At 70.2% G+C, this 26328-nt stretch carries 23 protein-coding genes, 4 tRNA genes and 1 other RNA gene; 17 read left to right on the top strand and 11 right to left on the bottom strand.

What is annotated here, in order from left to right:
• Positions 1-3: 3 nt before the first annotated feature.
• A complete protein-coding gene (locus tag OG627_RS16530; protein ID WP_329065804.1) occupies positions 4-303 on the bottom strand; it encodes a hypothetical protein in 300 nt (99 codons plus the stop codon).
• 50 nt (positions 304-353) lie between these two features.
• Positions 354-1228 (bottom strand): IS5 family transposase gene (locus tag OG627_RS16525; protein WP_443073486.1). Its coding sequence is split into 2 segments (ribosomal slippage): positions 354-835 and positions 835-1228, totalling 876 coding nucleotides; the frame shifts between segments, so codons are not numbered across the junction.
• Positions 1229-1309: 81 nt separating this feature from the next.
• On the opposite strand from OG627_RS16525, the gene OG627_RS16520 reads away from it, so the two are divergent.
• The 8 genes from OG627_RS16520 (at position 1310) to OG627_RS16485 (ending at position 8397) form a co-directional block, all read left to right on the top strand.
• Entirely contained in the window at positions 1310-2563 is a 1254-nt protein-coding gene (locus tag OG627_RS16520) for a helix-turn-helix domain-containing protein (RefSeq protein WP_329065801.1), read from the top strand.
• Complete coding sequence (locus tag OG627_RS16515; protein ID WP_329065798.1) at positions 2560-3087, top strand: GNAT family N-acetyltransferase; 528 nt, start codon at positions 2560-2562, stop codon at positions 3085-3087. Before OG627_RS16520 ends, OG627_RS16515 begins: the two co-directional genes overlap by 4 nt.
• A 235-nt stretch (positions 3088-3322) precedes the next feature.
• Positions 3323-4366, top strand: coding sequence for a hypothetical protein (locus tag OG627_RS16510; RefSeq protein WP_329065796.1), 1044 nt, complete (start codon positions 3323-3325; stop codon positions 4364-4366).
• Positions 4367-4852: 486 nt separating this feature from the next.
• Entirely contained in the window at positions 4853-5575 is a 723-nt protein-coding gene (locus tag OG627_RS16505; protein WP_329065794.1) for an HAD hydrolase-like protein, read from the top strand.
• 121 nt (positions 5576-5696) lie between these two features.
• Positions 5697-6599 (top strand): radical SAM protein, encoded by a 903-nt coding sequence (locus tag OG627_RS16500; RefSeq protein ID WP_329065793.1) that lies wholly within the window; start codon positions 5697-5699, stop codon positions 6597-6599.
• On the top strand, positions 6592-7215 hold the full coding sequence (locus OG627_RS16495; protein ID WP_329065791.1) for an AAA family ATPase: 624 nt from the start codon (positions 6592-6594) through the stop codon (positions 7213-7215). Before OG627_RS16500 ends, OG627_RS16495 begins: the two co-directional genes overlap by 8 nt.
• The gene (locus OG627_RS16490) at positions 7151-7828 is read left to right on the top strand and encodes a class I SAM-dependent methyltransferase (protein WP_329065789.1); all 678 of its coding nucleotides are present in this window, start codon (positions 7151-7153) and stop codon (positions 7826-7828) included. The genes OG627_RS16495 and OG627_RS16490 overlap by 65 nt, the downstream gene beginning before the upstream one ends.
• The gene (locus OG627_RS16485; protein ID WP_329065787.1) at positions 7825-8397 is read left to right on the top strand and encodes a class IV adenylate cyclase; all 573 of its coding nucleotides are present in this window, start codon (positions 7825-7827) and stop codon (positions 8395-8397) included. Before OG627_RS16490 ends, OG627_RS16485 begins: the two co-directional genes overlap by 4 nt.
• Positions 8398-8487: 90 nt before the next feature.
• Here the strand turns inward: OG627_RS16485 and OG627_RS16480 are convergent.
• Positions 8488-8575 (bottom strand) — tRNA-Ser (locus OG627_RS16480).
• 71 nt (positions 8576-8646) lie between these two features.
• Between OG627_RS16480 and ffs the strand changes: the two genes are divergently transcribed.
• The 6 genes from ffs (at position 8647) to OG627_RS16450 (ending at position 17809) form a co-directional block, all read left to right on the top strand.
• An RNA gene (gene ffs, locus OG627_RS16475) (signal recognition particle sRNA small type) lies at positions 8647-8745 on the top strand.
• Between the two features lie 62 nt (positions 8746-8807).
• Complete coding sequence (locus OG627_RS16470; protein ID WP_329065785.1) at positions 8808-11240, top strand: DNA polymerase III subunit gamma and tau; 2433 nt, start codon at positions 8808-8810, stop codon at positions 11238-11240.
• A gap of 72 nt (positions 11241-11312) precedes the next feature.
• Positions 11313-12572, top strand: a complete 1260-nt coding sequence (gene purD, locus OG627_RS16465) for a phosphoribosylamine--glycine ligase (protein ID WP_329065783.1) — start codon at positions 11313-11315, stop codon at positions 12570-12572.
• A gap of 461 nt (positions 12573-13033) precedes the next feature.
• Complete coding sequence (locus tag OG627_RS16460; RefSeq protein WP_329065781.1) at positions 13034-14878, top strand: hypothetical protein; 1845 nt, start codon at positions 13034-13036, stop codon at positions 14876-14878.
• A 334-nt stretch (positions 14879-15212) separates the two neighbouring features.
• Positions 15213-16733: a N,N-dimethylformamidase beta subunit family domain-containing protein gene (locus OG627_RS16455; protein WP_329065779.1), complete on the top strand. Its 1521-nt coding sequence runs from the start codon at positions 15213-15215 to the stop codon at positions 16731-16733.
• A gap of 161 nt (positions 16734-16894) precedes the next feature.
• Entirely contained in the window at positions 16895-17809 is a 915-nt protein-coding gene (locus tag OG627_RS16450; protein WP_329065777.1) for a phosphoribosylaminoimidazolesuccinocarboxamide synthase, read from the top strand.
• 70 nt (positions 17810-17879) lie between these two features.
• Here the strand turns inward: OG627_RS16450 and OG627_RS16445 are convergent.
• The 8 genes from OG627_RS16445 to OG627_RS16410 all read right to left on the bottom strand — a co-directional run bounded on the left by OG627_RS16445 (position 17880) and on the right by OG627_RS16410 (position 22679).
• Positions 17880-17952 (bottom strand) — tRNA-Gly (locus OG627_RS16445).
• Between the two features lie 22 nt (positions 17953-17974).
• Positions 17975-18613: a response regulator transcription factor gene (locus OG627_RS16440; RefSeq protein WP_329065775.1), complete on the bottom strand. Its 639-nt coding sequence runs from the start codon at positions 18611-18613 to the stop codon at positions 17975-17977.
• The gene (locus OG627_RS16435) at positions 18610-19962 is read right to left on the bottom strand and encodes a sensor histidine kinase (protein WP_329065773.1); all 1353 of its coding nucleotides are present in this window, start codon (positions 19960-19962) and stop codon (positions 18610-18612) included. The genes OG627_RS16440 and OG627_RS16435 overlap by 4 nt, the downstream gene beginning before the upstream one ends.
• A gap of 56 nt (positions 19963-20018) precedes the next feature.
• Complete coding sequence (locus OG627_RS16430; protein WP_329065772.1) at positions 20019-20834, bottom strand: ABC transporter permease; 816 nt, start codon at positions 20832-20834, stop codon at positions 20019-20021.
• On the bottom strand, positions 20831-21763 hold the full coding sequence (locus OG627_RS16425) for an ABC transporter ATP-binding protein (RefSeq protein WP_329065770.1): 933 nt from the start codon (positions 21761-21763) through the stop codon (positions 20831-20833). The genes OG627_RS16430 and OG627_RS16425 overlap by 4 nt, the downstream gene beginning before the upstream one ends.
• Positions 21764-21948: 185 nt before the next feature.
• Positions 21949-22021, bottom strand: a tRNA-Gly gene (locus OG627_RS16420).
• A gap of 64 nt (positions 22022-22085) precedes the next feature.
• A tRNA-Gly gene (locus OG627_RS16415) sits at positions 22086-22157 on the bottom strand.
• A gap of 186 nt (positions 22158-22343) precedes the next feature.
• Positions 22344-22679 (bottom strand): histone-like nucleoid-structuring protein Lsr2, encoded by a 336-nt coding sequence (locus OG627_RS16410; protein ID WP_329065769.1) that lies wholly within the window; start codon positions 22677-22679, stop codon positions 22344-22346.
• A gap of 439 nt (positions 22680-23118) precedes the next feature.
• Between OG627_RS16410 and purS the strand changes: the two genes are divergently transcribed.
• Genes purS through purL form a run of 3 tightly spaced genes read left to right on the top strand, consistent with a single transcriptional unit; the run spans position 23119 to position 26305 of the window.
• Positions 23119-23370, top strand: coding sequence for a phosphoribosylformylglycinamidine synthase subunit PurS (gene purS, locus OG627_RS16405; RefSeq protein ID WP_329065767.1), 252 nt, complete (start codon positions 23119-23121; stop codon positions 23368-23370).
• Positions 23367-24050 (top strand): phosphoribosylformylglycinamidine synthase subunit PurQ, encoded by a 684-nt coding sequence (gene purQ, locus OG627_RS16400; RefSeq protein ID WP_329065765.1) that lies wholly within the window; start codon positions 23367-23369, stop codon positions 24048-24050. Before purS ends, purQ begins: the two co-directional genes overlap by 4 nt.
• On the top strand, positions 24047-26305 hold the full coding sequence (gene purL / locus OG627_RS16395) for a phosphoribosylformylglycinamidine synthase subunit PurL (protein WP_329065762.1): 2259 nt from the start codon (positions 24047-24049) through the stop codon (positions 26303-26305). The genes purQ and purL overlap by 4 nt, the downstream gene beginning before the upstream one ends.
• Positions 26306-26328 lie beyond the last annotated feature (23 nt).

The following is a 26328-nucleotide window of genomic DNA, read 5'->3' as shown; positions in this document are numbered from 1 at the left end:
TCGTCAGTCGCCGTTGAAGACGAGATACCGGTGGGCCTTGCGGTTGACTTGAGCGGTCAGCGCAAGGATCTCGTGCACCGCCTCGACTTCTTCGGCGGCTGAGCCGTTCGCCAGGGCCCGGAGTTCCACGATGAGGACTCTGAGCTGCGATCGGTTGAACACGGTGTCGTCGCGGGGATCGACGTATCCGAGCATGGGCAGGTTCTGGCTCGCCGCTCGTCTGCACAGGTCAGCGATGGATGGATGTACGCACGTGGCTTCGACCGCGCCTGTGAATGTCCGAACCTGAACGCTGATCCCCATGAGGGCACGCTACTGCTCGACAGTTGGCGCCACAGAAGCATTTACGGAGGTCAGAGCCATTCGTTGATAGCTGCGACCAGCACCGTCGCTTCGTAGCGGACGGCGAGTTTGTCGTACCTCGTCGCGACGGCCCGGTGGCGCTTGAGGCGGTTGATCCCGCACTCGACCGCGTGCCGCTGTTTGTAGTCGTCCTTGTCGAACGTCGGCGGCCGTCCGCCGCGCGATCCGCGCTTGAGGCGGTTACGGACCCGGTCCGCCGGAACCGGGATGGTGGCCTTGATCCCGCGTCTGCGCAGGTAGGAGCGATTGCGACGGGAGTCGTACGCCTTGTCGGCGCGGACTCGGTCCGGGCGCTTGCGTGGCCTGCCCAGCCCCAGCCGGGGGACCCGGATGGCTTCCAGGACCGGCTCGAACTGCGGGGAGTCGCCCCGCTGCCCGGCCGTGATCACGACGGACAGGGGCTTCTGCCCCTGCTCGACCGCGAGATGGATCTTGCTGGTCAGTCCGCCGCGGGAGCGTCCGAGGCCGTGGTCGGCCGGCTCGACGAAGATCCCGCCGGGCGGTTCCTTCTGGAGAGCCCTTTTTTCGCCGCACCGGCGGCGTGCTGATGGGCCCGGCAGACGGTCGAGTCGACGTTTACGTCCCAGGTGATCAGACCCTTCGCGTCGGCCTCGGCCTGGAGCTGGGTCAGGATGCCGGCCCAGGTGCCGTCCCGTTGCCAGCGCCGGAACAGGTCATAGACCCGATCCCACGGCCCGTAGCGTTCGGGCACGTCCCGCCAGGGAGCACCGGTCCGGGTCCGCCACCGTATGCCGTCTATCAGCTGCCGTCGCGTCCATACTTGTGGCCGACCCGGCTTGATGCCCCTCGGCAGCAGAGGCTCCAGCCGGGCCCACTGGCCGTTCGTCAGATTCCCACGTCTCACAGGACGTGATCATCAACGAACAAGATCCACTTTCGCAACAGACCCGAGGTGCGAGCGTGACGGTGGTACTACGTTCGGTGCATGGGAGGTAATCTCGTTCTTCAGGCCCGACTTGATCAACTCGGTCTGACGCAGGAGGAGTTGGCGGCACGCCTGAACGCCGCGCTTCAGGAGATCACCGGTCGGCCTGGCGACATCTCCTCCCGGACGGTGCGCAACCTGCTCAACGGATCAAGCCGACGCCCAATCGGACGCACTTGCGCCGCACTTGAGCGTGTGTTCGGCTGCCCCGTGGCGGACTTAGGGTTCAGCGCACCCAGCTCCATGCAACACCCCCCGGAGGGCCCCGTGCGGCGTCGCGACTTCATCGCTTTCACCACCGGGACGGCAGCCGCAGTCGTTCCCGTGGTCAAGCAACGTCGGTCGGTCGGCATGACGGACGTGGCCCGAGCATCGGCCGGCATGAACCAGCTCGTGGAGGCCGATGACCGCCAAGGCGGGCACGCCTCCCTGGCGACCGCAGCCCTCGAAGCTCGCGCAAAGGTGCTGGAGCTTCAGCAGCGGAACGCCAGCGAACGTGTACGCCGTGCCCTGTACGCCCTCGCGGCCGAGTTCACTACCGTCGCCGCCTGGTCGTGCATCGACCTACGTGACCTGGACAAGGCCCGGACGTACCTGCACGAGTCGTCCACGTTCGCCGGCCTCTCCCAGGACCCGCCCACGGCCATGCGCGTGTGGGTCAACATGGCCATGCTTGCCTATCAGCGGAAGAACTGGCCGGAACAGCTCGCGGCAGCTCAGGCGGCCAACGCCTCCCCAGCCGCCCGCAGAGACCCGTTCTTCGGCTCCATGGGCCGCGTCCGTCTCGCGCTCGCCCACTCGTCGCTGGGAGACCTGCGGGCCGCTCGCCGGTCCCTGGGCGCAGCGCAGGAGAACTACCGGAAGGCGGCCGAGGACGAGCGTCCTCGATGGACCGCGTTCTACGGGCCGGCGGAACTCAACCACCTCGCGGCGATCATCCTCAACCACAACGGGGAGCCCGCCGAAGCCGAGGCGATGGCTCACCGGTCCCTGGCCAAGATCCCGGCGGAGTTCCAGCGCAACCGCGCGCTGGCCACCTGCCAGCTCGCCCTGGCGCAACTCCGCCAGGGCGAGCCCGAGCAGGCTACGGCGACCGCGGGCACCGTCTTCACGATCATGGAGGGAGCTCCGCTGCCGGGGCGCATGCGCACCCTGATCGGAGACTTCCACCGAGACCTGTTCCGGCTGGCGCCGTCCACGACGTACGCCCGCGACTGGGCAGACCGCATGCGAGATGAATGGAGCCGAACGTGACCAGGGTGATCGACCTGCGGCACTACGGAAAGGGAAGCCTCCCCGAGGGCTTCAAGCAGCTGCTGATCGATGTGCATGCCGACGCCTACGCGGATGCGATGGACTACGAGTTCAACCAGCGGTTCCCATGGTTCGTCGATCACTGGTCAGGAATGGACGGCTTCACCTGCGTCGTCGCCTTCGACGGTGACGAGCCGACCGGCTTCGCGTACGGCGCCCCGCTCCAGCCGGGCCGTGAGTGGTGGCGTTCCACGGCGTTCGCGCCGAGCAACGGCTACACCGCGACCTACGCAGTCTCCGAGGTCATGGTGCGCCCGCAGTGGCGGAGGCAAGGGATCTCGGAGCGGCTCCACGAAGCCCTGCTGAAGGAACGCGGCGAAGACCTTGCGGTGCTCTTGGTCGACGTGACGCACCCGAAGGTTCAGGACCTGTACGAGACGTGGGGCTACGAGAAGGCGGGTGAGCAGCAGCCCTTCGCTGACTCCCCGGTGTACGCGGTCATGGTGAAGAGGTTGCACCCGTGAGCAGCTTCGCTGCCGAGTCGCCCACGTATGACGTCATTTGCCTTACCAGCTCATGATTGCTGCGGGCAGGGGCAAGCATCGTCGGTGAGTTCGGATTAGCCAATGGAGAGGCGACCGTGTAATGGCCGTATACGTAAGCCGGAACCGGACGGATGCATCGCCAAAGCGAGCTGCGGAGCCGGACAGTGAGTTCTTCGAGAGAATTGCCGGGCCTTTTTGGGATCAGGTAAGGGATGTGATCAACGAGTGGTGGTCGCACTTTCCGGCCCAGTCTCGCCCCGGCATGCGTAGTAGGCTGCTGGACCGTAACTCTGGCACGAACGTCTTCTCGGCGTTGTGGGAGCTCTACCTGCACGAAATGCTGATCGGCTCCGGCTGCAAGGTGGCGATCGAGCATAGTGTCGGAACTACGGGTAAGAACCCCGATTTCCTTATTAGTCGAGAGGGTGAACGATTCGTCGTCGAGGCGATCTGGTCGGCCCAGCGCCTGGCTGACATGGGTGAACAAATCCCACCCCCGTTGATCGACGCCATCGATAATGTGCCCAGTCCCAACTTCTTCCTGTCGTACTCCATTCACGCGATGGGTGCGGCAGCGCCTTCGCAGAGGCGGTTGAAGAACGGCTTGGCGCAGTGGCTCAGCAGCCTGGACCCCGACCAAGTCATCGCAGACTGCGAGCGTAAAGTGCCACTGCCGAGGCATACCTGGCAGGAAGCCGGTTGGAGCCTGTCATTCGAGGCGATACCCCGAAGTCCTGGAAGACGAGACGACCCGGCAGCCAGGGCAATTGGGGTTTACCCCGCGATTAGCTGGCTCGATGCCGGGTCGGATCGGGTGCTCGACGCGGTCAAGAAGAAGGGGAGCAGGTATGGTGACTTGGGGATGCCATTCATCGTGGCGGTGGGCCACGCGGCTTTCTTTCCTGAGAACCGAGATGTCGAGACAGTGCTATATGGGGCCTCGGTCGAGTATGTCCACACCGGAACTCCGGTCGTCGGCCGTCTATCCAACGGCTATTGGAACTCCACCTATGATCACGCCCACGGAAAAGTCAGCGGCGTTCTCACCGTCGACAACCCAGCACCGTGGACCTGGGCAAAGAACACCCCCGTTCTCTGGCACAGCTCGGATCCAGCCTCGCTTCCGGCCCCCGTCCTGCCCTCCTGGGCTACTGCACAGCTCGACGACGCCCAGGTCGAAAGGCACATGCCAACCTGTCCCATCCAGGATGTGCTCGGCCTTCCCCAGCTTTGGCCAGTCGGTGATGCCTTTCCCTGACGGCTGCCGGGGCAGCACAGCAACCGATCTCGCCAGCTCCTTCGGCCGCCGGATCCCGAGCCCGTCCGGCTGACGAGTAGAAGGGCGCTCGTGAAGATCCGCCTCACGAGCGCCTTTCGTAGTTCGTGAAGGTTGAGAAGACGCTGTTCTGGGACGGGGAAGTGCACGTCAGTGACCTGGACGCAGGCGTTTCACGTCCGTCGGCTGGGGTTGAACGGCCGGAACGGAAGGTGCGCCCGTCTCCGTCGTCAGACGGTTGTTGCGAGCACTACGGGTTGCCGCGCTCCGAGCTCGCTGGCTGACTCGCTCGGCGGTGGCGGTCCGCAAGTGCCAGACCAGGACTTCTGCCGGTCGGTCCGCAGTGTCGAGTTCCCGTTGCCGGGACAGGTCGGCCAAGGTCTGGCGGGGCGGCGTGCCAGCAGACTCAGCCCGGGCGAGGGCGGTGGACAGCGCGGGCCAAGCCGGGTCAGCGAGGATACGGTACGCGTGCTCGGGGATCATGGCTCGGACGGCTGCGGCGAGCCGATCCCGTGCCTGGGGACTCGGGGCGCGTGCGGCGAGCTGGGCGAGGGCCGGCCGGGCGGCATGCTGTTGGGCGGCTCGAAGGTGGACGAGGGACTGCTGGGCGGCTGCCGCCTGCTGCTCGTGACCGCGCTGGGCGTGCCACTCGCTGAGGGCGATGAGCAGGAAGACGGCGGAGGCGAGCGCCGCGGCGACGAAGTCGCCGTCCCTGCCGGTGGGCGCGGTCAGCAGCGTCCTTCCGGCCTGACGCAGGGCGTCGGCGGCTCGGTGCTCGGCTCGGATGGCGGAGCGGTTGGCGCGGTTGAAGGCGATGGCTGCCGCTTGCAGTTCTGGAATATCGCGGCCAACGCCTGTGTGAAGGTGTCCGCCTTCGGCCTCGACCCCCTGCTGGATCTGTCTGTCGGCGCCTACGGTGCTGATGCTCTCCAGCGGCCGGACCTGGTGGCTGTCGCCCGCGAACGAGCCCACCGCCTGCGAGGCGTTCACCACGACGTTCCTGCCGTACTCGTCGGGGATACGCCGCGTGATGTCGAGGCGGCCCTGGCCGCGGGCTCTGGAATCATCGCGGTCGCTTCGGGCCTCCACAGCCCGGAAGAGCTGGCCTCCGCCGGCGCATCCGAAGTGCTGACGGATCTGACGGACACCACGAGTCTCCTCCGGATCCTGGAGTCCTTCGCAGCACGCTGAGAACGACCCAGGGAAAACGTCCCAGGACGTCCTGGACGCGTCCGCATACGCGGTGACGCGGTCCCCGTGAGCTCCGCCACCATCGGGTCTCCCACCAGGCAACTGGCCGAAGGAGGACCACGTGATCGGGGAAATCACCGGGATCCGCAGGATCCGGATGCTGTACCTGCAACTGCTCTACCGCTGCAACTTCGAGTGCCTGCACTGCTTCCACGGCAAGCGACTTCAGCACGCGGACGCGTTCACCGCCGATGAGGCGATCAACCTCATCACCCTCATGCGCGACCAGTACGGCGCTGGGGCCGTCACCCTGCTCGGCGGCGAACCGTTCGTGTACAGGGACCTCGCCCAGGTCGTCCGGCACGTCAAGCAGGAGCTCGGCCTGGGGGTCGAGATCTGCACCAACGGCTACCGGATCGAGCGCCGGCTGACGGAGATCGCGCCGTACCTCGATCTGCTGCGGGTCTCGCTGGAGGGCATCGGCTCGACCAACGACCACATCCGCAAGGCAGGTAGCTACCAGAGCGCGCTGAGCGCGCTCGACCTCGCCAGACGGCTCGGGGTCCGTACGGGCGCGACCATGACGGTCACATCCCGCAACGTCGACGAGGTGCTGCCGCTGGCACGCACCCTGGAGCACTTCGACGTACGGCAGCTGAAGCTCCACTGCCTCCGGCCCGTCGGCAACGCCGCCGCCCATCCGGACCTCCTGGTCACCGACGCCGCCGCCTACGCCCGCCTCCGCGAAGAGCTCCAGGCGGCCGAGCTGGTCGTCGAGGTGATCGTGGACGAGGATCTGTCCGAGCACGGTGCCCCCGAGATCTGTGCCCCCGCCGGTGGCCCGGTCGAGATCGAGCGGATCGAGGCCGACCCGCGCGGTGCGCTCACCATGTCCTGCAAGGCCGTCGGCAAGGACTCGCACGCCTTCTGGTACGACAAGGCCGCCGACCACATCGTCCACCGGCCGTCGGCCACCGACGAACTCACCCTCGCGGTGCCGAACGTGGTCTACAGCCGTGCCTGACGCTCCGCTGTTCGAGAGCCTCGAAGGGCTTCGTGGCACGGGAAAGTCGACCGTCGCACCGCTGCTGGCGGCATCCTGCGGCGCCCGCCTGGTCCCGACCGTGCCGCCCTTCTACGAACCCCTGCGACGAGAGATGGACGTACGGGCGAACTCGGAAGCCCGTATGTGCTTCTACCTCTCCGCGCTACTGACGGCGGTCGACGAGATACGAAGCAATCTCCTCGCGGGCAATCCGGTCGTCGTGGAAAGCTACTTCGCCCGCTGTCTCGCCAACCACCGAGCCTTCGGCGTCGACCTCGACGTCACGCTGCCCTCCGACCTGCCGCAGCCCGTCCAGTACCTCTTGGTCTGTACAGAGGACGAGCGTCGGCGTCGCCTCGCTCACCGGGACAAGCCGGTCTCCCGCTGGGACGTCCTCGCGGAGAACGCCGTAGACAGGATCACCCACGCCTACGACCGGTTCCCGACGCACCACGTCGACACCACGGGGCTCGTACCCGACGAAGTCTGTCGCGCGATCCTCGCCACCGACACGCAAGGAGCTCACCACCGTGCGGACGCAGAGCCTCTGGGAACACACCCTCACGTTCTTTCCCCAGTTCCTCGCGGCCGTTGAGGAACGAGCCGCTCCCGGAGCCACCATCGCGATCATCGGTGCGAGCGACGGCAGATTCGTCCTGCCGCTCGCAGCCGCCGGCTACCGCGTCATCGCCGTAGAACGCGACCCGCTCGCCCTGCACGGTGGTAGCGTCCACCTTCCGGGTGACGAGAACGCCCACACGACGGGACTCATCGACCGCCTCAAGCTCCAAGCGCTCCACGACCGTGTGCAGGTCGTGGAGGAGGACTTCCTCCAGGCCGAGCCCCTGGGCGTACTCTGCGACGCCGTCTGGACGAGCTGCTCCTGGCATTACAGTGCCAACCACCATAGTCCACTGGGGGAGTTCGTCAGCCGCATGCAGGCGATGGTGCGGCCGGGCGGCCTGTTCGGCGCGGAGTTCATGATGCCCGTCACGCAGCGCCACTACCTGATCGAGCACTACACGTCGCCGGAGAGGCTGAGACGCCACTTCATCGGCGACTGGGACGTTCTGCTGACCCTGCGGACCAACGAATTCACCGAGCGGGCACACGTCGGCCAGCTCCACGACCACACCCACCGTATGGGCCTGCTCCTCGCGGCTCACACAACCGACTCCGCCCATCGCCAGGAGAAGAAGGACTCATGAAGCACGAGTACGAGGCCAAGTTCCTTGCCGTCGACGTAGCCGACCTCCAGGCCCGGCTGACCGCGCTCGGTGCGGTTCAGGCATTCCCTCGCACCCTCCTCACCCGCAAGATCTTCGAGAACGACGCTCTCGACGGAGGTGCCTGGGTACGCCTGCGTGACGAGGGCACGCGCTCGACGCTCACGCTCAAGCAGGTCACCGATGCCACCACGATCGACGGCACCACGGAGATCGAGACCGAGGTCACGGACCTGCACGCCATGGCCGAGATTCTCCGGAACGTCGGCATGCGCGAGGTCCGCTACCAGGAGAACTACCGCGAGGAGTGGCGCCTGGGCGAGGTCGCCTTCGACTTCGACACCTGGCCGGACCTCCCGACGTTCGTCGAGATCGAGGGCCCCGACGAGGCATCCGTCCGGCAGGCCGCCGCGCTGGTCGGACTCGACTACTCCGAGGCACGGTTCGGCAGCGTCGACGAGATCTACAAGAGCGAGGCCGGCCGCGACATCCTGGCCGAACCCACCCTCCTCTTCGCCGACGGCGGAAAAGGTGGATTCGCCCCGGTTTGAGCCAAATCTGGAATTCTGTACCGTTCCAATACGTCGAAGGCCCCCGCAGCAAGCTGCGGGGGCCTTCGACGTATTGCCCGGTGAGAGCAATGGCGGAGGATACGAGATTCGAACTCGTGAGGGGTTGCCCCCAACACGCTTTCCAAGCGTGCGCCCTAGGCCACTAGGCGAATCCTCCGGGGCAAACAATACAAGACGTGGGGGAGTGCTCGCGAACTCGTTCCCCGGGTGGGGATCGGGTACTGTGTGCGGAGCCCCTCACGTGGCGCTATCTGACTGAACTCCCCCAGGGCCGGAAGGCAGCAAGGGTAGGTTGGCTCTGGCGGGTGCGTGGGGGGCGCTTGCGTTGTGGGGTGGTCCGGGGTGGTCTTACGGGCGCGATGTCCGAGGGGGCCGATATCGTCGTAGGTGTGTCGTCCCTTGCGCTGTACCGCCGTTATCGCCCCGAGTCATTCGCCGAGGTCATCGGGCAGGAGCATGTCACTGACCCGTTGCAGCAGGCCCTGCGGAACAACCGGGTCAATCACGCGTACCTGTTCAGCGGGCCGCGTGGCTGTGGGAAGACGACCAGCGCGCGCATCCTCGCGCGCTGTCTGAACTGCGAGCAGGGGCCCACGCCGACGCCGTGCGGGGAGTGCCAGTCCTGTCAGGACCTCGCCAGGAACGGGCCGGGGTCGATCGATGTCATCGAGATCGACGCGGCCTCGCACGGTGGCGTGGACGACGCCCGTGATCTGCGGGAGAAGGCGTTCTTCGGGCCGGCCAGCAGTCGTTACAAGATCTACATCATCGACGAGGCGCACATGGTCACCTCGGCGGGGTTCAACGCCCTGCTGAAGGTGGTCGAGGAGCCGCCGGAGCACCTCAAGTTCATCTTCGCGACGACCGAGCCGGAGAAGGTCATCGGCACGATCCGGTCGCGCACGCACCACTATCCTTTCCGGCTCGTTCCGCCGGGGACGCTGCGCGACTATCTCGCCGAGGTCTGCGAGAAGGAGGGCACGGCGATCGCGGAAGGGGTGCTGCCGCTGGTCGTCCGGGCCGGCGCGGGGTCCGTGCGTGACTCGATGTCCGTGATGGACCAGTTGCTCGCCAGTACGGCCGGTGACGGTGTGACGTACGCCATGGCGACGGCGCTGCTCGGTTATACGGACGGCTCGCTGCTGGACGCGGTCGTGGACGCGTTCGCGGCGGGGGACGGGGCCGCGGCGTTCGAGATCGTGGATCAGGTGATCGAGGGCGGGAACGATCCGCGGCGCTTCGTCGCCGATCTCCTGGAGCGGCTGCGCGACCTGGTCATCCTGGCCGCCGTGCCGGACGCGGGGGAGAAGGGGCTGATCGACGCCCCCGCCGACGTGGTCGAGCGGATGAGCGCCCAGGCCTCGGTGTTCGGCGCGGCCGAGCTGAGCCGGGCGGCCGATCTCGTCAACACCGGGCTGACGGAGATGCGCGGCGCCACCTCGCCCCGGCTTCAGCTGGAGCTGATCTGCGCGCGCGTGCTGCTGCCCGCCGCCTTCGACGACGAGCGCTCCGTCCAGGCGCGCCTCGATCGCCTGGAGCGGGGTGCGGCGGCGACCGCGGCGACCGCCGGGGCCGCGTTCTCGGCCGGGGCGCCCGCCCCCGCCATGGGATACGTACCGGAGCCCGGTGCGCACGCTTCCGCGGCGCCGCCCGCGCCCTCCATGGCGGGACCGGCCGAGGCGGCGCGGGCGGCTCAGGCCGCGCAGGCCGCCGCTCAGGCAGCACAGGCCCCCGTCGCAGCTCCTCCCGCTTCCGTTCCGCAGGCCCCCGCCCCCGCCCCCGCCCCCGAGCCCGCGCCCGCCTCCGCCCCCGCCCCGTCCGCCGAGCCCCAGCGGCCCGGCGCGTGGCCCGGTGCCACGGCGCCGGGGGAGGCCGGCCGGCGGCCCGGTGGCTGGCCCACCGCTTCGACCCCCGGGCAGGGACCGGCCCCGGCGCCCAGCGGGCCGCCCGCCGCCGCCCCGGCCCCCGGGCCGGCCACCCCGCCGCCGGGGGCAGCTCCCGGCCCCGCCGCCGCGAGTCCCGGAATGGCGCAGGGCGCGGGCCAGGTACGGAACATGTGGCCCGACATCCTGGAAGCCGTGAAGAACCGCCGCCGCTTCACCTGGATCCTGCTCAGCCAGAACGCGCAGGTCGCGGGGTTCGACGGGACGACGCTGCAAGTCGGCTTCATCAACGCCGGCGCCCGGGACAACTTCACGAGCAGCGGCAGCGAGGCGGTGCTCAAGCAGGCCCTCTCCGAGCAGTTCCACGTGCAGTGGAAGATCGAGGCCATCGTCGACCCGTCGGGCGGCACCGCACCGCCCCCGGGCGCCGGTGGCGGCGGCGCCCCCGGAGGCGGCGGTTACGGCGGCGGGTACGGAGCCCCTGCCGGCGCCGGAGGCGCAGGGGGCGGCAACGGCGGCTACGGCGGCGGCGCCCCCGGCGGAGCGGCCGGCAGCACCGGAGGCGGAGGCGGCGGCGGTGGCGGTTACGGCGGCGGCCGTCCTTCCGCCCCCCAGCCGGGCCAGGGACCGGGTGCGGGCTCCGGCCAGCATTTCGCGCCCTCCGGCGCCGCTTCCGGCCAGGGCTCCCCGGCCTCCGGGCCCGGCGGCTCCGGAGCGCCCGCCGGGGCCGGGGGCCACGGCCCGGCGGCGGGACGCTCGGAAGGGGCGCGGTCGGACCACGGATCGAATCCGTCCGGCCCGCAGCACCACTCGGTGGCGCCGGAGGACGACACCCCGGAAGAGGACGATCCGGACCTCGTGGACTCCGCGCTCTCCGGCCACGACCTCATCGTGCGCGAACTGGGAGCGACCGTGGTGGAGGAATATACGAACGAGTGACGGGGTGCGTTTCGGCGTCCCCTCCAAGGCCCGTAGCCGGAGCGCCGCCCCGTCCGGGCTAGGCTGCCTCCCGTGAAGGTCCTTGTCATCGGCGGCGGCGCCCGCGAACACGCCCTGTGCCGCTCTCTGTCCCTCGACCCCCAGGTCACCGCTCTGCACTGCGCCCCCGGCAACGCCGGGATCGCCGAGGTGGCCGAGCTGCACCCGGTGGACGCGCTGGACGGCGCGGCCGTGGCGCGCCTCGCCACCGAGCTGGCGGCCGGTCTCGTCATCGTCGGCCCGGAGGCGCCGTTGGTGGCCGGGGTCGCCGACGCCGTACGCGACGCGGGCATCCCCTGCTTCGGCCCGTCCCGGGAGGCGGCCGAGCTGGAGGGCTCCAAGGCGTTCGCCAAGGACGTGATGGCGGCGGCCAACGTCCCGACGGCCCGCAGCTACGTCTGCACCACCCCCGAGCAGATCGACGACGCCCTCGACGCCTTCGGCCCGCCCTACGTCGTCAAGGACGACGGGCTCGCCGCCGGCAAGGGCGTCGTCGTGACCCCCGACCTCGCCGCCGCCCGCGCGCACGCCCTCGCCTGCGGCCGCGTCGTCATCGAGGAGTTCCTCGACGGCCCCGAGGTCTCCCTCTTCGCCATCACCGACGGCGAGACCGTCGTCCCGCTCCAGCCCGCGCAGGACTTCAAGCGCGCGCTCGACGGCGACGAGGGCCCCAACACCGGCGGCATGGGCGCGTACTCCCCGCTCCCGTGGGCCGACCCCAAGCTGGTCGACGAGGTCATGGACAGCGTCCTCCAGCCCACCGTCGACGAACTGCGCCGCCGCGGCACGCCCTTCTCCGGGCTGCTGTACGCGGGCCTCGCGATCACCGGCCGGGGCGTACGGGTCATCGAGTTCAACGCCCGCTTCGGAGACCCGGAGACCCAGGTGGTCCTGGCCCGGCTCAGGACCCCGCTGGCCGGTGTCCTGCTGGCCGCCGCCCAGGGCGATCTCGCCGCCCTGCCCCCGCTGAACTGGCGCGACGACGCCGCGGTCACCGTGGTCGTCGCCTCGCACAACTACCCGGACACCCCCCGTACCGGCGACCCCATCGAGGGGCTGGCGGATGTCGCGGCGCAGGATGCCCCCGACGCGTACGTCCTGCACGCCGGCACCCGGCTGGACGGCGACACCGTCGTCAGCGCGGGCGGCCGGGTGCTGTCGGTGACGGCGACGGGTACGGACCTGACGCGGGCCCGCGAGCGCGCGTACGCGGCGCTGGGCCGGATCCGCCTGGCGGGCTCCCAGCACCGTACGGACATCGCCCGCGCGGCGGCGGAGGCCGCGCGCGACTGACCCCGGGCAGCGGCAGCGGCGACAGCGGCGGCAACCGCAACGGCAACGGCAACCGCAGCCGCAACCGCAACGAACCGGTCGAACACGGCTGTACCCCGGCCGAATCGACCCACCAAGAGGATCTGGCTCCGGGCCGGGCGGTCACCGCCCGGCCCGGATTCGTATGTCCGGCCCCTCCAGCGGCCGTCGCCGCAGTCCCCGCCGTCGCCGCCATCTCCGCGCGCCCCGGATACGGAGCCATCGAATTCGGATCGCCCGAGCGCCGTCGCGTCAGCAGCTTTGACCAGAGCCATTCCATCGAGTGACGGATAGGCCATCCGGATGACGGGTCTCCGGGGCCCAACTAGGGTGCGGCGCAGGCGTTCCGGCACTTGGCCCACCGGCATTGCGATGTCAGTGACGGGTGCCACAGTGGGGGAGTGAGCAAACGCAGCCGCACGGCAGAGGGGGTGAGGTCCACCATGTCCGATTCCGGAATGGGTGAGGGTATGGGCGCGCAGGGCGCCCGTGTCCGGGCGCTCGCTGTGCTGCGCGTGCGCAGCAGGGCGCTGGCTCTGGCGCTGCTGCCCACGGCCGCCGCCGTGGTGCTGCTCGTCGGCGGGGGTACGGGGCATCTGCGGGGCCCGGGGTGGGACGCGGCGCGCTGGGGCGTGACGGCCCTCGCGGTGGCCGTGCTGCTGCTGACCGCCGCCGTGGCCGCCGTGATCGCCCGGGCCCGGCCCGCGCTCAGTCCCACCGTCCCGGTGACCGAGAAGGCCGCCCCCGATCTCTACCGGCTGGTCCGCGATCTCGCGGAGCGGCTCGATGTGCCCGTGCCCTCCGCGATAGCCCTGACGCCGGACTGCGACAGCTGGCTGGAGGACCGTACGCATCCGGGGCACTCGAAGCCGCGCTCCGTATCGGCACCGGCCCGCGGCCGGGACGGGCGCCGGGGCAAGGGCCCTGGCCGGGGCAAGGGGGCGGGCCGGGGCGTCGCCGCCGCTCCCGTCCTCGTCATCGGTTCGCCGTTCCTGTGGTGGATGCGCGTCGCCGAGCTGCGCGCCGTGCTCGCCCCGGTCGTCGCCGGCACGGGGCCGGCCGCGCACCCGGACATAGCCGCGGCCCGTCGCTTCGTGCGCGGCCTCGACGCGGCGGTCGCGGTCACGGCACGTCCCGGCGCCGGGCCGATACGCCGCGCGGTGCTCGCCCTGCCCGAGCTTCTCGCCCGGGTCCTGCTGCGCGCGTGCGGCGAGCACGCCGCGCTGATGGAGCGCGGGGTCGCGACCGCCGCTTCCGAGCGCGCCCAGGAGGTGGACTACGGCCTGCGGATCGTCGCCCAGGAGCAGGTGGGCCTGGCCTACGCGGGATGGGACCGGCTGCTGACCCGGGTCGCGCTGCCCGCCTGGCGTATGGGCCGCTGGCCCTCCCGGCTGGACGCCGGCGTGGTCTCCGCTCTCACCGAGCTGTCGCGCCGCGACCGCCTGGCCGAGGGCTTCGCCTCCCGGCTCGGCGAGCGCCCCGCCTGCGATCTCCTCGAAGAACCCGGCGCGGTCGACGAGGCGGCCTCGCTGCTCGCCGCCCGCCTCTTCCACGGCGGCCCGGCCGAGGCCGGGCCCGACTGGTCCCCGGTGGACTGGCAGCAGTATCCGGAAGAGGTGGTCGACCGAAAGTGGCGTACGGAAGCGGCCAGGCTGCACCGCGTCCTGGACGGGATGGAGGTACGACCCTCCACCCGGTCCGCCAGGTCCGCCAGGTCCGCCAGGTCCGCCCGCTCCGGAGCGTCCGCCGACTCCGTCGGCCCCGCCGCACACGCCGGCTCCCTGGATTCCCTGGAGTTCCTGGAACCCGCCCCCGCCCCGGGCCCCAACCTGGCCCGCGTCATGGACCATCTCGCCCGACCCGGATCCGGGTCGGGACCCGGGGGCGGCGGCGGTGAGGTCGGCGACGCGCTGGCCGCCGGCATCAGCGCCGAGCTGGCCCGGGAGGAGGCGTCGGCCCCGCCGACCCCGGCCGAGGCCGCGGGCGACTCCCTCGCGCTCTGGGGCGCCGACCCGCTGCCCCTCTTCCCCCTCCAGCCGCCCCGTACCGGCCGCGAGCTGCTCGCCGACCATGTGACGGCCATGGTCTGCTGCTCCGCCGTCGACACGGCCGGGGCCGCCCCCGGCCTCGACTGGCTGGACGGCCCGGCCCTGCTGATCGACGGCGAACGCCGCGCGGAGCTGCCCGCCCGGGTCCTCAGCCTGGTCGAGGACGGCGACGCCGAGCCGCTGCGCGCCTGGCTGGCGTCGCTGGGAGTCCGGCCGGAGAAGCCCGTACGGCTCGTCTGACCCCGCCCCGCCCTCCCGCCTCGCCCTCCCGCCCCCCGCCCCCCCAAGATGTGAATCCCGCCACACCCAGCGGCACTTGCCCGCGCCTCCCGGCTGCCCCACCGCCCGAAATCCCACCCCGCATCCGGATCATCGCCTTCCATTTACTTCAATTCGCGACGAACGGTGACGGATCACGTGCGTTGTGTGATGTGCTGGAGTTCCGCGCAGCCATCAGGACGCGTCGGCGGTCGGCCAAACGATCGTCGGACCGGCGCACCCGCGCGCGGAACGACGCTTGTATCGAACCATCCGTGCCACCTGCGGGCGCGCGGGCTCGGAGGAGGGGCGCACCATGGGGGCGGACCAGATCCGGCGGTGGGAATCGGGCGCTCTCGCGCACGCGGTGAGCGACCCCTTCGGCCAGGGCCCGCTGCCCTGGCTGCGGGGCAGCGAGAACTACTTCGACGACACGGGCAAACTCGTGCCCTGGTACGCGGATCCGACCCTGAGCGCCGGACGCAGCGGTGGCCCCCGTACCGCCGATGACGTGCGCCGTCAGATCAAGGGCTTCTCCTCCAGCGGCGCCGTCGCGCCCGGCGAGGCGATCGACTTCCACATCACCGTCGATCCGCCCCAGGAGTTCTCCGTCGACATCTACCGGATCGGCCACTACGGCGGCGAGGGCGCCCGCAAGATCAGCACAGGCCCCCGGATCTCCGGCATCGTCCAGCCCCCGCCGCTCTCCGCCGACCGTACGGTCTCGTGCCACAACTGGTGGCAGTCCTGGCGCCTCCAGATCCCGGACCACTGGGCGCTCGGCGCGCACGTGGCCGTCCTCACCACGGCCGACGGCTACCGCTCCCACGTCCCCTTCACCATCCGCGACGGCCGCCCCGCCGATCTGCTTCTGCTGCTCCCCGACATCACCTGGCAGGCGTACAACCTCTACCCCGAGGACGGCCACACCGGCGCCAGCCTCTACCACGCCTGGGACGAGCAGGGCCGGCTCCTCGGCGAGCAGGACGCCGCGACGACGGTTTCCTTCGACCGTCCTTACGCGGGCGCGGGCCTGCCCCTCCACGTCGGCCACGCCTACGACTTCATCCGCTGGGCCGAGCGCTACGGGTACGACCTGGCCTACGCCGACGCCCGCGACCTGCACGCGGGCCGCGTCGACCCCACCCGCTACCGCGGCCTGATCTTCCCCGGCCACGACGAGTACTGGTCCGTCCCCATGCGCCGTACGGTCGAGCAGGCGCGCGACCACGGCACCTCCCTGGTCTTCCTCTCCGCCAACACCATGTACTGGCAAGTGGAGTTGGCGCCCTCGGCCTCCGGCGTCCCCGACCGGCTCCTCACCTGCCGCAAACACCGCGCTCCGGCCCGCGCGCCGGGGCGTACGGGAGGACGTGGCGCGGGGCGCGGCTCCGGTCGCGCCTCCTCGCGCCCCGCCCTCTGGCGCGAGGTGGACCGGCCCGAGCAGCAGCTCCTCGGCATCCAGTACGCGGGCCGGGTCCCCCAGCCGTACCCGATGGTCGTACGGAACGTGGACCACTGGCTCTGGGAGGCCGCCGGCGTCGCCGAGGGCGACGAGATCGAAGGGCTGGTCGCGGGGGAGGCGGACCGTTACTTCCCGCGTACCGCGCTGCCCGAGCACCAGGACCGGATCCTGCTCGCGCACTCCCCCTACCGCGACAGCGAGAACGTCCGGCGCCACCAGGAGACCTCCCTCTACCGCGCCCCCTCCGGCGCCCTCGTCTTCGCCTCGGGCACCTTCGCCTGGTCACCGGCGCTGGACCGCCCCGGCCACGTCGACCCCCGTATCCAGCGCGCGACCGCCAACCTGCTGGACCGGATCTGCAAACGCGACTGACCCAGCGCCCCCGCGCCTTAGGAGCCCCTGGCCCGAGCAGCCACCCAGCCCTCGGGGAGCCCCGCACAACGAGTCACGCCCCACCCCTGCGAGCTGGGACTTCCGGCATACGGGAGAATCGACGCGATCTCTCAGATCGGACAGAACCACGGGGAGGAACCGTGTCCGGATTCGTAGAAAAGCCCGAGCCCCTTCAGGTGCCGGGTCTGGTGCACATCCACACCGGCAAGGTGCGCGATCTGTACCGCAACGAGGCGGGCGACCTCGTGATGGTCGCCAGCGACCGCATGTCCGCGTACGACTGGGTGCTGCCCAGCGAAATCCCCGACAAGGGCCGGGTCCTCACCCAGCTCTCGCTCTGGTGGTTCGACCAGCTCACCGACCTCGTACCGCACCATGTCATCTCCACCGACGTCCCGGCCGGCGCTCCCGCCGACTGGGCGGGCCGCACCCTCGTCTGCCGCTCGCTGCGGATGGTCCCGGTCGAGTGCGTGGCCCGCGGCTACCTCACGGGCTCGGGGCTCGTGGAGTACGAGCAGTCCCGCACCGTCTGCGGTCTCGCGCTGCCCGAAGGGCTCACGGACGGCTCCGAGCTGCCCGCCCCGATCTTCACCCCCGCCACCAAGGCGGACGTCGGCGACCACGACGAGAACGTGTCGTACGAGGTGGTGGCCCACCAGGTCGGCACGGAGGAGGCCGCCCTGCTGCGCCGGACGACCCTCGACGTGTACGGCAGGGCCCGGGACATCGCGCGCGAGCGGGGGATCATCCTCGCCGACACGAAGTTCGAGTTCGGCTTCGACCGCGACGCCGATGGCAACGACCGGCTGGTGATCGCCGACGAGGTGCTGACCCCCGACTCGTCGCGCTTCTGGCCCGCCGCGAGCTGGGAGCCGGGTCACGCGCAGCCGTCGTACGACAAGCAGTACGTACGCGACTGGCTGACCTCGCCCGCCTCCGGCTGGGACCGCCGGAGCGAGCAGCCGCCGCCCCCGCTGCCGCGGGAGATCGTGGACGCGACGCGCGCGAAGTACGTGGAGGCGTACGAACTCCTCACCGGCACTCCCTGGCACTAGAGACACGAGGGTCACTGGAGACAGACACGAAGAAGCCCCCGGTCCACTGGACCGGGGGCTTCTTTCTCTGAGCGGACGACCAGGTTCGAACTGGCGACCTCAACCTTGGCAAGGTTGCGCTCTACCAACTGAGCTACGTCCGCATGCGCCGTGGCGCGACGCCAACTATACCCAACCCCGGCGCTGTGCGAGACGCACCGCCGTGTGCCGGTTCTCGGCGCCCAGCTTGGAGGCGGCGGACGACAAGTAGTTCCGTACGGTCCCCTGCGACAGCGAGGCGCGTTCCGCGATCTCCGCGATCGGCGCGCCGTCAGCCGCCAGCTCCAGCACCTCGGCCTCGCGCGCGGTCAGCGGCGAGTCCCCGGCGGAGATCGCGTCCGCCGCCAACTCCGGGTCGATGAAACGGCTTCCGGCGTGCACCGCGCGGATGATCTCGGCGAGCCGCCGCGCGCTGACCGTCTTGGGCACGAACCCCCGCACGCCCGCCGCCAGCGCCCGTTTCAGATGGCCGGGTCTGCCGTGGCTCGTCACGATCATCGTCCGGCAGCCGGGCAGTTCGGTACGGAGCGATGTGGCGACTTTCACACCGTCCGCCCCCGGCATCTGGAGATCCAGTACGGCCACATCGGGGCGGTGCGCCAGCGCCATCGCGAGCGCCTCGGGCCCGGAGGCCGCCTCGGCGACCACCAGAAGATCGTCTTCGAGGGCGAGCAGCGCGGCGAGCGCGCCCCGGATCAGGTGCTCGTCGTCGGCGAGGAGAACCCGTACAGGTGATGGCGACGATGGTGATGGTGATGTGGTCATGGCGTCATCTCGTCGTTGAGAGCGGATACGGACCGATGCGCCGTCGCTGATGCCTTCGCTGATGCCGTCGCCGTCGCCGACACGGACCGAGGCGTGGACGCAGTGCGGCCGGTCGTCGGTGCGGCCCGGGGCAGCGGCACCCGTGCCGTCAGCCGGAAGCAGCCGTCCTCCGCCACCCCCGCCTCCAGCGTCCCGTCCAGCGCCGCCAGCCGCTCCCGCAGCCCGGCGAGCCCGGAGCCGTGCCGGGAAGGTGCGCCGTCGGCCGGGTCCGGCACCCCGTCGTTCTCCACTGTCAGCACCGCCCCGCCGCCGCCCTCCGGCGCCGACAGCCGTACGGTGCAGCGCCGCGCGTCCCCGTGCCGCAGTACGTTCGTCGTCGCCTCCCGCACGACCCAGCCCAGGGCCGACTGCACCTCGGCGGGCAGGGGAGCGGCGGTCTCCTCCTCGATCCGGCAGTCGATGCCGGCCGCCGCCAGGACCCCGCGGGCGCCGTCCAGTTCGGTGTGGAGGTCCGCCTCCCGGTAGCCGCGCACGACGTCCCGCACCTCCCGCTGTGACTCCCGCGCGATCCGCTGCACCTCGGTCATCTGGGCGATGGCCTCCGGCCTGCCGCGCTCGGCGAGCTGGACCGCCAGTTCGCTCTTGAGCGCGATCACCGCGAGGTTCCTGCCCATGACGTCGTGCATGTCGCGGCCGAACCGGAGGCGTTCTTCGGCGACCGCGAGGCGGGTCTGTAGTTCACGCGCCGTGTCGAGGTCCCAGACGGCTTTGAGCAGCCAGACCGAGAAGCCGTACGCGAAGATGAAGAACGCTCCGGTGATGAGGATGCCCACCGCGTTGGCGATGATCTCGGGCGTCGCCAGCCCGAGCAGCAGCCCGGCCGCCGACACGACCGCCGTCACCCCGAGCAGGGCGTATCGCGTGTGCGCCGCTCTGGGCAGGACCAGGGAAGCCGTCGCGGTGCCGAACCCCGCGAGGCCGGTCACCAGGTAGATGGCGCCGCCGTCGAACAGGACGGTGCCGGTCGAGCGCAGCGCGAGGAAGGCGAAGAGACCCGCCAGGGTCAGCGCCGCCACGGCCACGACCAGCCGTACGGGCTGCTCGCCCCGGCCGAGCCGCCAGTCCAGGGCTCGCGACGACATGACACCGCAGAGTGCCGCGTGCGCGCAGACCAGCAGGAACAGGCAGAGGCCGGTCGGCCACTCGCCGTTCAGCACGGCCGAGCGGAGCATGGGAATGCCGGACAGCGCGATCTCCATGGCCACGAAGGAGTGGAACGACCAGCGGGTGTACAGCTCGACCTTCACCGGCTTGCTCTTCCGGTGCCACCAGTCCGTCAGTCCGGACATCTCACTCCTTCCTTCCACGCGCCGTTTGCCGTGCCGTTGCCGTGCCGCTCGCCTGCCTACCGCCTGGGCTCCCAGCGGAACCACTTCCGTACAGCAAACAGGGCGAGCGCGATCCAGACCAGGGCCGTCAGACCCGCCCGCAGCACCTCGAGCCCCTCGATCCCGCCCAGCCAGCCCGCCCTGATCAGGGTCATGACCCCGGTCATCGGCAGCAGCTCGCAGACCGCCGCCACCCGGTCGGGGAAGATGTCCAGCGGGACGAAGAGCCCCGATCCCATCACCGACAGCAGGAACAGCGGCATGGTGGTGAGCTGGGCGCTCTCCACGGTACGGGTGAAGGCCGAGGTCACCGCCCCCAGCATGGCCAGCAGCACCAGACCGGCCAGCAGCCCGGCGACCAGCAGCAGCGGCTGCCGGGGCGCCCGTACGTCGAGGAGCGCGACCCCGCCCGCGATCATCACGGCGGCCTGTACGAAGGCGAGCGCGACGGCGGGCAGCGCGGTACCGGCGAGGATCTCGTGGTCGGCGGCCTCGACCGTACGGAGCCGCTTGAGCACCAGGTCCTCGCGCCGGGACGTGTACGCGGAGGCGAGGTTGGCGTAGACGGCCATGACCAGCACCATGCCGATGCTGCCGACCATCGCCACCTCGATGGTGCTGAGCCCGGTCCCGCCGAGGTCGACCTGCCCGATCGACGTCTTGATGGCGCCGATCATCGCGACGGGCACGAGCAGCCCGGCGAACAGCGCCGTCCTGTTCCTGATGAGCAGCGTGTACTCGGCCTGCCCGAGCGCCTTCAGCCGGCCGAGCGGGGTGCTGGCTCCGCCGTCGGTCCTGGCGGTCCCGCCGACGCGGGCCTCTGTCGTACTCATCGGGCTCCCACCGTCTCTCCGCTCCGTGCCGCGATGTCGAGGAACGCCTCTTCGAGCGTCGCCGACCGCGCGTCCAGCGCCTCCAGTTCCACCCCGGACTCCGCGGCCCACCGCAGGAGTTCACCCAGATCCCGCTGGACCTGATGGGTACGGATCTCGACCCGCCTGCCGTCCGCCCCCGCCCGCAGCGAGAGCGGCAGCCGCCCGGCGGGGACATCCTCGGGAAGCGCGAAGCGGATGCGGCCCGGTCGGCTCGCGGTCACCTCCGACGGCGTCCCGGACGCCACGATCCGGCCCTGGTCCATGATCGCCAGCCGGTCGGCGAGCGACTCGGCCTCTTCCAGGTAGTGCGTGGTCAGCAGCACGGTGGTCCCCTCGTTCCGTAGTTCGCGCACCAACTCCCAGGTGTCGCGGCGGCCTTCGGCGTCCAGACCCGTCGTCGGCTCGTCGAGGAAGAGCACCTCGGGCCGGCCGAGGAGCGCGAGCGCCAGGTCGAGGCGCCGCCGTTCGCCCCCGGAGAGCTGCTTGACCCGTACTCCGGCCCGCTTGGTGAGCCCGACCAGGCCGAGCGCCTCGTCGGTCGGCCGGGCGCCGCTGGTGCACCCCGCGCACATCCGTACGGTCTCGGCGACCGTCAGATCGGAGGGGAAGCCGCCCTCCTGGAGCATCACGCCCACCCGGGGGCGTACGACGGCCCGCTCGCGGTACGGGTCGTGGCCCAGCACCCGTACCGCGCCGCCGTCGGGACTGGCGAGGCCCTCCAGCACTTCGACGGTGGAGGTCTTGCCCGCGCCGTTCGTGCCGAGGAGCGCGAACAGCTCGCCGCGCGCCACGGAGAACGAGATGCCGTCCACCGCCGTGTAGCCACCGGCGTAGCCGCGCCGCAGCCCGTCGACATCGATTACCTGGCCGCCCGTTGTCTGAGTCATGCCTCCAGCCTTCCGGCGGGAGGGGCGGTGAGGCAGTGCGGGCTGTCATCGCCCGCGATGACATTTGTCATCGGGAGTGTCGCGTCTTGGGAGTGATCTGCCTCGTAACACCGCACCGAGGACCGAGCACGAAGACCGAGCACGAAGAAGGCCCCGGTCCAGTGGACCGGGGCCTTCTCTCTCTGAGCGGACGACCAGGTTCGAACTGGCGACCTCAACCTTGGCAAGGTTGCGCTCTACCAACTGAGCTACGTCCGCACTGCATCGTCTGAACGATGCGGCACCACTCTACCTGATCCATTCGGACCGGAGAGCGATGTAGAGCGGGTGACAGGAATTGCACACTGCGCCTCCCCCTTGGAAAGGGGGCGTTCTACTACTGAACTACACCCGCACGCTGCCCGGGTTTTGGCTTTTCGGCCTTGCCCCTCGGCGTGTTCCAAACTCTAGCGGATCAATGGGGGTGGTTGGCAACTCGGCTGCGGACCGCGTCGCTCGACCACCCCCGACCGCCTCCGGCCGCCGTCCCGGCTGCCCGGCCCGACCGCCCCCCGACCGTCTCCCGGAGCCCTCCATCGGCTCAACTGGCCTCGCGGAACGCCTCGTAGACCCGCTTGGGGATCCGGCCCCTGGCCGGCACCTCCAGCTTGTGCGCCTGCGCCCAGGCGCGGACCGCCGCCGCGTCGGGGGCGAGGGCGGTGTGCCGGTAGGTTGTGCGGATCTTGCCGTGCTTGCTGGCATTTGTCTGCTTTCGGCCTGCCGCCATGAACGGGGCGAGGGCCTTCCGCAGTTTCTTCGCGTTGACGGGATTGAGGTCGATCTCGTACGAGTTCCCGTCCAGTCCGAAGGTGACCGTTTCCGACGCTTCTCCACCCTCGATGTCGTCGGAGAGTGTGACCACAACACGCTGCGCCACGGATATCGGTCCTTTCTTGCGGTACCGCCGTGCCCGACATGTGCCGGATCCGAGATGTACGAGGACGTACGGGATCCGCGCTGACGTGCGGCGATACCGGCCTTCCGGCTGTTATGGGGCAATACTGTTTTCCGCTGTATTCCTTTGTACAGCGGTGGACGTCATATTGTGAAGCCCAGCCAATTGCATCAGCGTGTCACGCGGCAATGGGGTGCGCGAGTTTTTTTCCTGGATTTTTCCTGGTGTCCGCCGGAACATATCTACTCGCGTAGATTTTTCGGGCGGGTACGCTGAGGTACCTCGGGGGGTCTGCGGGATTCCCCGCGGAACGCAGCAAGTACGCAGCAGCAAACGCAGCAAGCACGCCGCAGCAGCCGCACCTGCAACGCCGCAGAGCGCAGCAGCGAGAACCAGCCGCACCACACCACCGGGAGTGCCAGTGGCACGCGTCGTAGTCGACGTCATGCTCAAGCCGGAGATCCTCGACCCGCAGGGACAGGCCGTGCAGCGCGCACTGCCTCGCCTGGGCTTCGAGTCCATCGCCGACGTCCGTCAGGGGAAGCGCTTCGAGCTGGAGGTGGCGGGGCCGGTCGACGAGGCCGCTCTCGCCCGTATCCACGAGATGGCCGAAACCTTTCTCGCCAACACCGTGATCGAGGACTTCGTCGTGAAGGTCGAGGAGTCGAAGTGACTTCTCGTATCGGAGTCGTCACTTTCCCCGGCACCCTGGACGACCAGGACAGCCTGCGCGCCGCCCGGATCGCCGGGGCCGAGCCCGTACAGCTGTGGCACCGCGACAAGGATCTCAAGCAGGTCGACGCCGTGGTCCTGGCCGGCGGTTTCAGTTACGGCGATTATCTGCGGGCGGGCGCCATCTCCCGCTTCTCGCCGGTGATGGAAACGATCATCGAGCAGGCGAAGGCCGGTATGCCGGTCCTCGGGATCTGCAACGGTTTCCAGATCCTCACCGAGTCGCATCTCCTCCCCGGCGCGATGCTGCGGAACAACCATCTGCACTTCATCTGCCGCGATCAGAAACTTCGCGTGGAGAACGCGGACACCGCCTGGACCGCCGATTACGCGGCGGGCCAGGAAATCTCCGTACCCCTCAAGAACATCGACGGCCGGTACGTGGCCGACGCGCGCACCCTCGACGAGCTGGAGGCCGAGGGCCGCGTCGCCTTCCGCTACCTGGACGGCAACCCCAACGGCTCGCTGCGCGACATCGCCGGTGTCACCAACGCGGCGGGCAATGTCGTCGGCCTGATGCCGCACCCCGAACACGCCGTGGAGCCGCTGATCGGTACGGGCCGTACCGACGGCCTCGGATTCTTCACCTCGATCCTGAAGAAGCTGGTAAGCGCCTCATGACCATCAAGAACCTCGACACGGTCAAGCACGCGACCGGCACCCCGGACACCGAGCAGCCCTGGAAGGAACTCGGCCTCAAGGAGGACGAGTACGCGCGCGTCCGCGAGATCCTGGGCCGCCGTCCCACCGGCGCCGAGCTGGCCATGTACTCGGTCATGTGGTCCGAGCACTGCTCGTACAAGAGCAGCAAGGTGCATCTGCGGCAGTTCGGCGAGAAGGTGCCGGCCAACGACGCCATGCTCGTCGGCATCGGCGAGAACGCGGGCGTCGTGGACGTCGGCCAGGGGTACGCGGTGACCTTCAAGGTCGAGTCGCACAACCACCCCTCCTACATCGAGCCCTACCAGGGCGCGGCCACCGGCGTCGGCGGCATCGTCCGCGACATCCTCGCCATGGGCGCCCGCCCGGTCGCCGTCGTGGACCCGCTGCGCTTCGGCGCGGCCGACCACCCCGACACCCGGCGCGTGCTGCCGGGCGTCGTCGCGGGCGTCGGCGGCTACGGCAACTGCCTGGGCCTGCCGAACATCGGCGGCGAGGTCGTCTTCGACCCCTGTTACCAGGGCAACCCGCTGGTCAACGCGGGCTGTATCGGCGTCATGCGGCACGAGGACATCCACCTCGCGCAGGCGTCCGGCCCCGGCAACAAGGTGATCCTGTACGGCGCCCGCACGGGCGGCGACGGCATCGGCGGCGTCTCGGTCCTGGCGTCCGAGACCTTCGAGTCGACCGGTCCGGCCAAGCGCCCCGCCGTCCAGGTCGGCGACCCGTTCCAGGAGAAGCTCCTCATCGAGTGCACCCTGGAGATCTTCGCGGAGAAGCTCGTCGCGGGCATCCAGGACCTCGGCGGCGCCGGGCTGTCCTGCGCCACCAGCGAGCTGGCGAGCGCCGGTTCGGGCGGTATGCGGGTCGAGCTGGACACCGTACCGCTGCGCGACGCGACCCTCTCGCCCGAGGAAATCCTCATGAGCGAGTCGCAGGAGCGCATGTGCGCCGTCGTGGAGCCGGGGAACGTCGACCGCTTCATGGAGATCTGCGAGAAGTGGGACGTCATCGCCACCGTCATCGGTGAGGTGACCGAGGGCGAGCGGCTGGAGATCTTCTGGCACGGCGAGCAGATCGTGGACGTACCGCCGCGCTCGGTCGCCCACGACGGCCCGGTGTACGAGCGTCCCTACGCGCGCCCGGAGTGGCAGGACGCCCTCCAGGCCGATGACGCCAACAAGCTGCCCCGCCCGGCCACTTCGGCCGAGCTGCGGGAACAGGTGCTGGCGCTGGTGTCCTCCCCGAACCAGGCGTCGAAGGCGTGGATCACCGACCAGTACGACCGCTTCGTGCAGGGCAACACGGTGCTCGCGCAGCCCGAGGACGCCGGCATGGTCCGCATCGACGAGGAGACCAACCTCGGCGTGGCCATGGCGACCGACGGCAACGGCCGGTACGCGAAGCTCGACCCGTACACGGGCGCGCAGCTCGCGCTGGCCGAGGCGTACCGCAACGTCGCCGCCTCCGGCGCCAAGCCGCTCGCCATCTCCGACTGCCTCAACTTCGGCTCGCCCGAGGACCCGGCGGTCATGTGGCAGTTCGCCGAGGCGACGCGCGGCCTGGCCGACGGCTGCCTCCAGCTCGGCACCCCGGTGACCGGCGGCAACGTGTCCCTGTACAACCAGACCGGCGAGACGGCGATCCACCCGACGCCGGTCGTGGCCGTGCTCGGCGTGATCGACGACGTCAACCGCCGTACGCCGATCGCCTTCGCGGAGGAGGGCCAGCTGCTGTACCTGCTGGGCGAGACGCGCGAGGAGTTCGGCGGCTCGGCCTGGTCCCAGGTCGTCCACGACCACCTCGGCGGGCTGCCCCCGGCGGTGGACCTGGACCGCGAGAAGCTGCTCGCCGAGATCCTCATCTCCGCCTCCCGCGACGGCATGATCGACGCGGCGCACGACCTGAGCGACGGCGGCCTCGTCCAGGCGGTGACGGAGTCCTGCCTGCGCGGCGGGCACGGCGCGCGGCTGGTCGTCCCGGACGGGCTGGACGCGTTCACCTTCCTGCTGAGCGAGTCGGCGGGCCGCGCGGTCGTCGCGGTGCCGAGGAGCGAGGAGCTGCGCTTCACGGACATGTGCGGCGCGCGTGGTCTGCCGGTGGCGCGGATCGGTGTGGTGGACGGCGAAACGGTCGAGGTGCAGGGCGAGTTCTCGATCCCGCTGAGCGAGCTGAAGGACGCGCACGAGGGAACGATCCCGGCGCTGCTGGCGTAGCGGCTGGCTCAGCGGTCGCGGTC

Source organism: Streptomyces sp. NBC_01429 (assembly GCF_036231945.1).
Lineage (GTDB): Bacteria > Actinomycetota > Actinomycetes > Streptomycetales > Streptomycetaceae > Streptomyces.
Note: the sequence above shows the minus strand (reverse complement) of the source record. Positions and strands in the feature narration are given on the sequence as shown.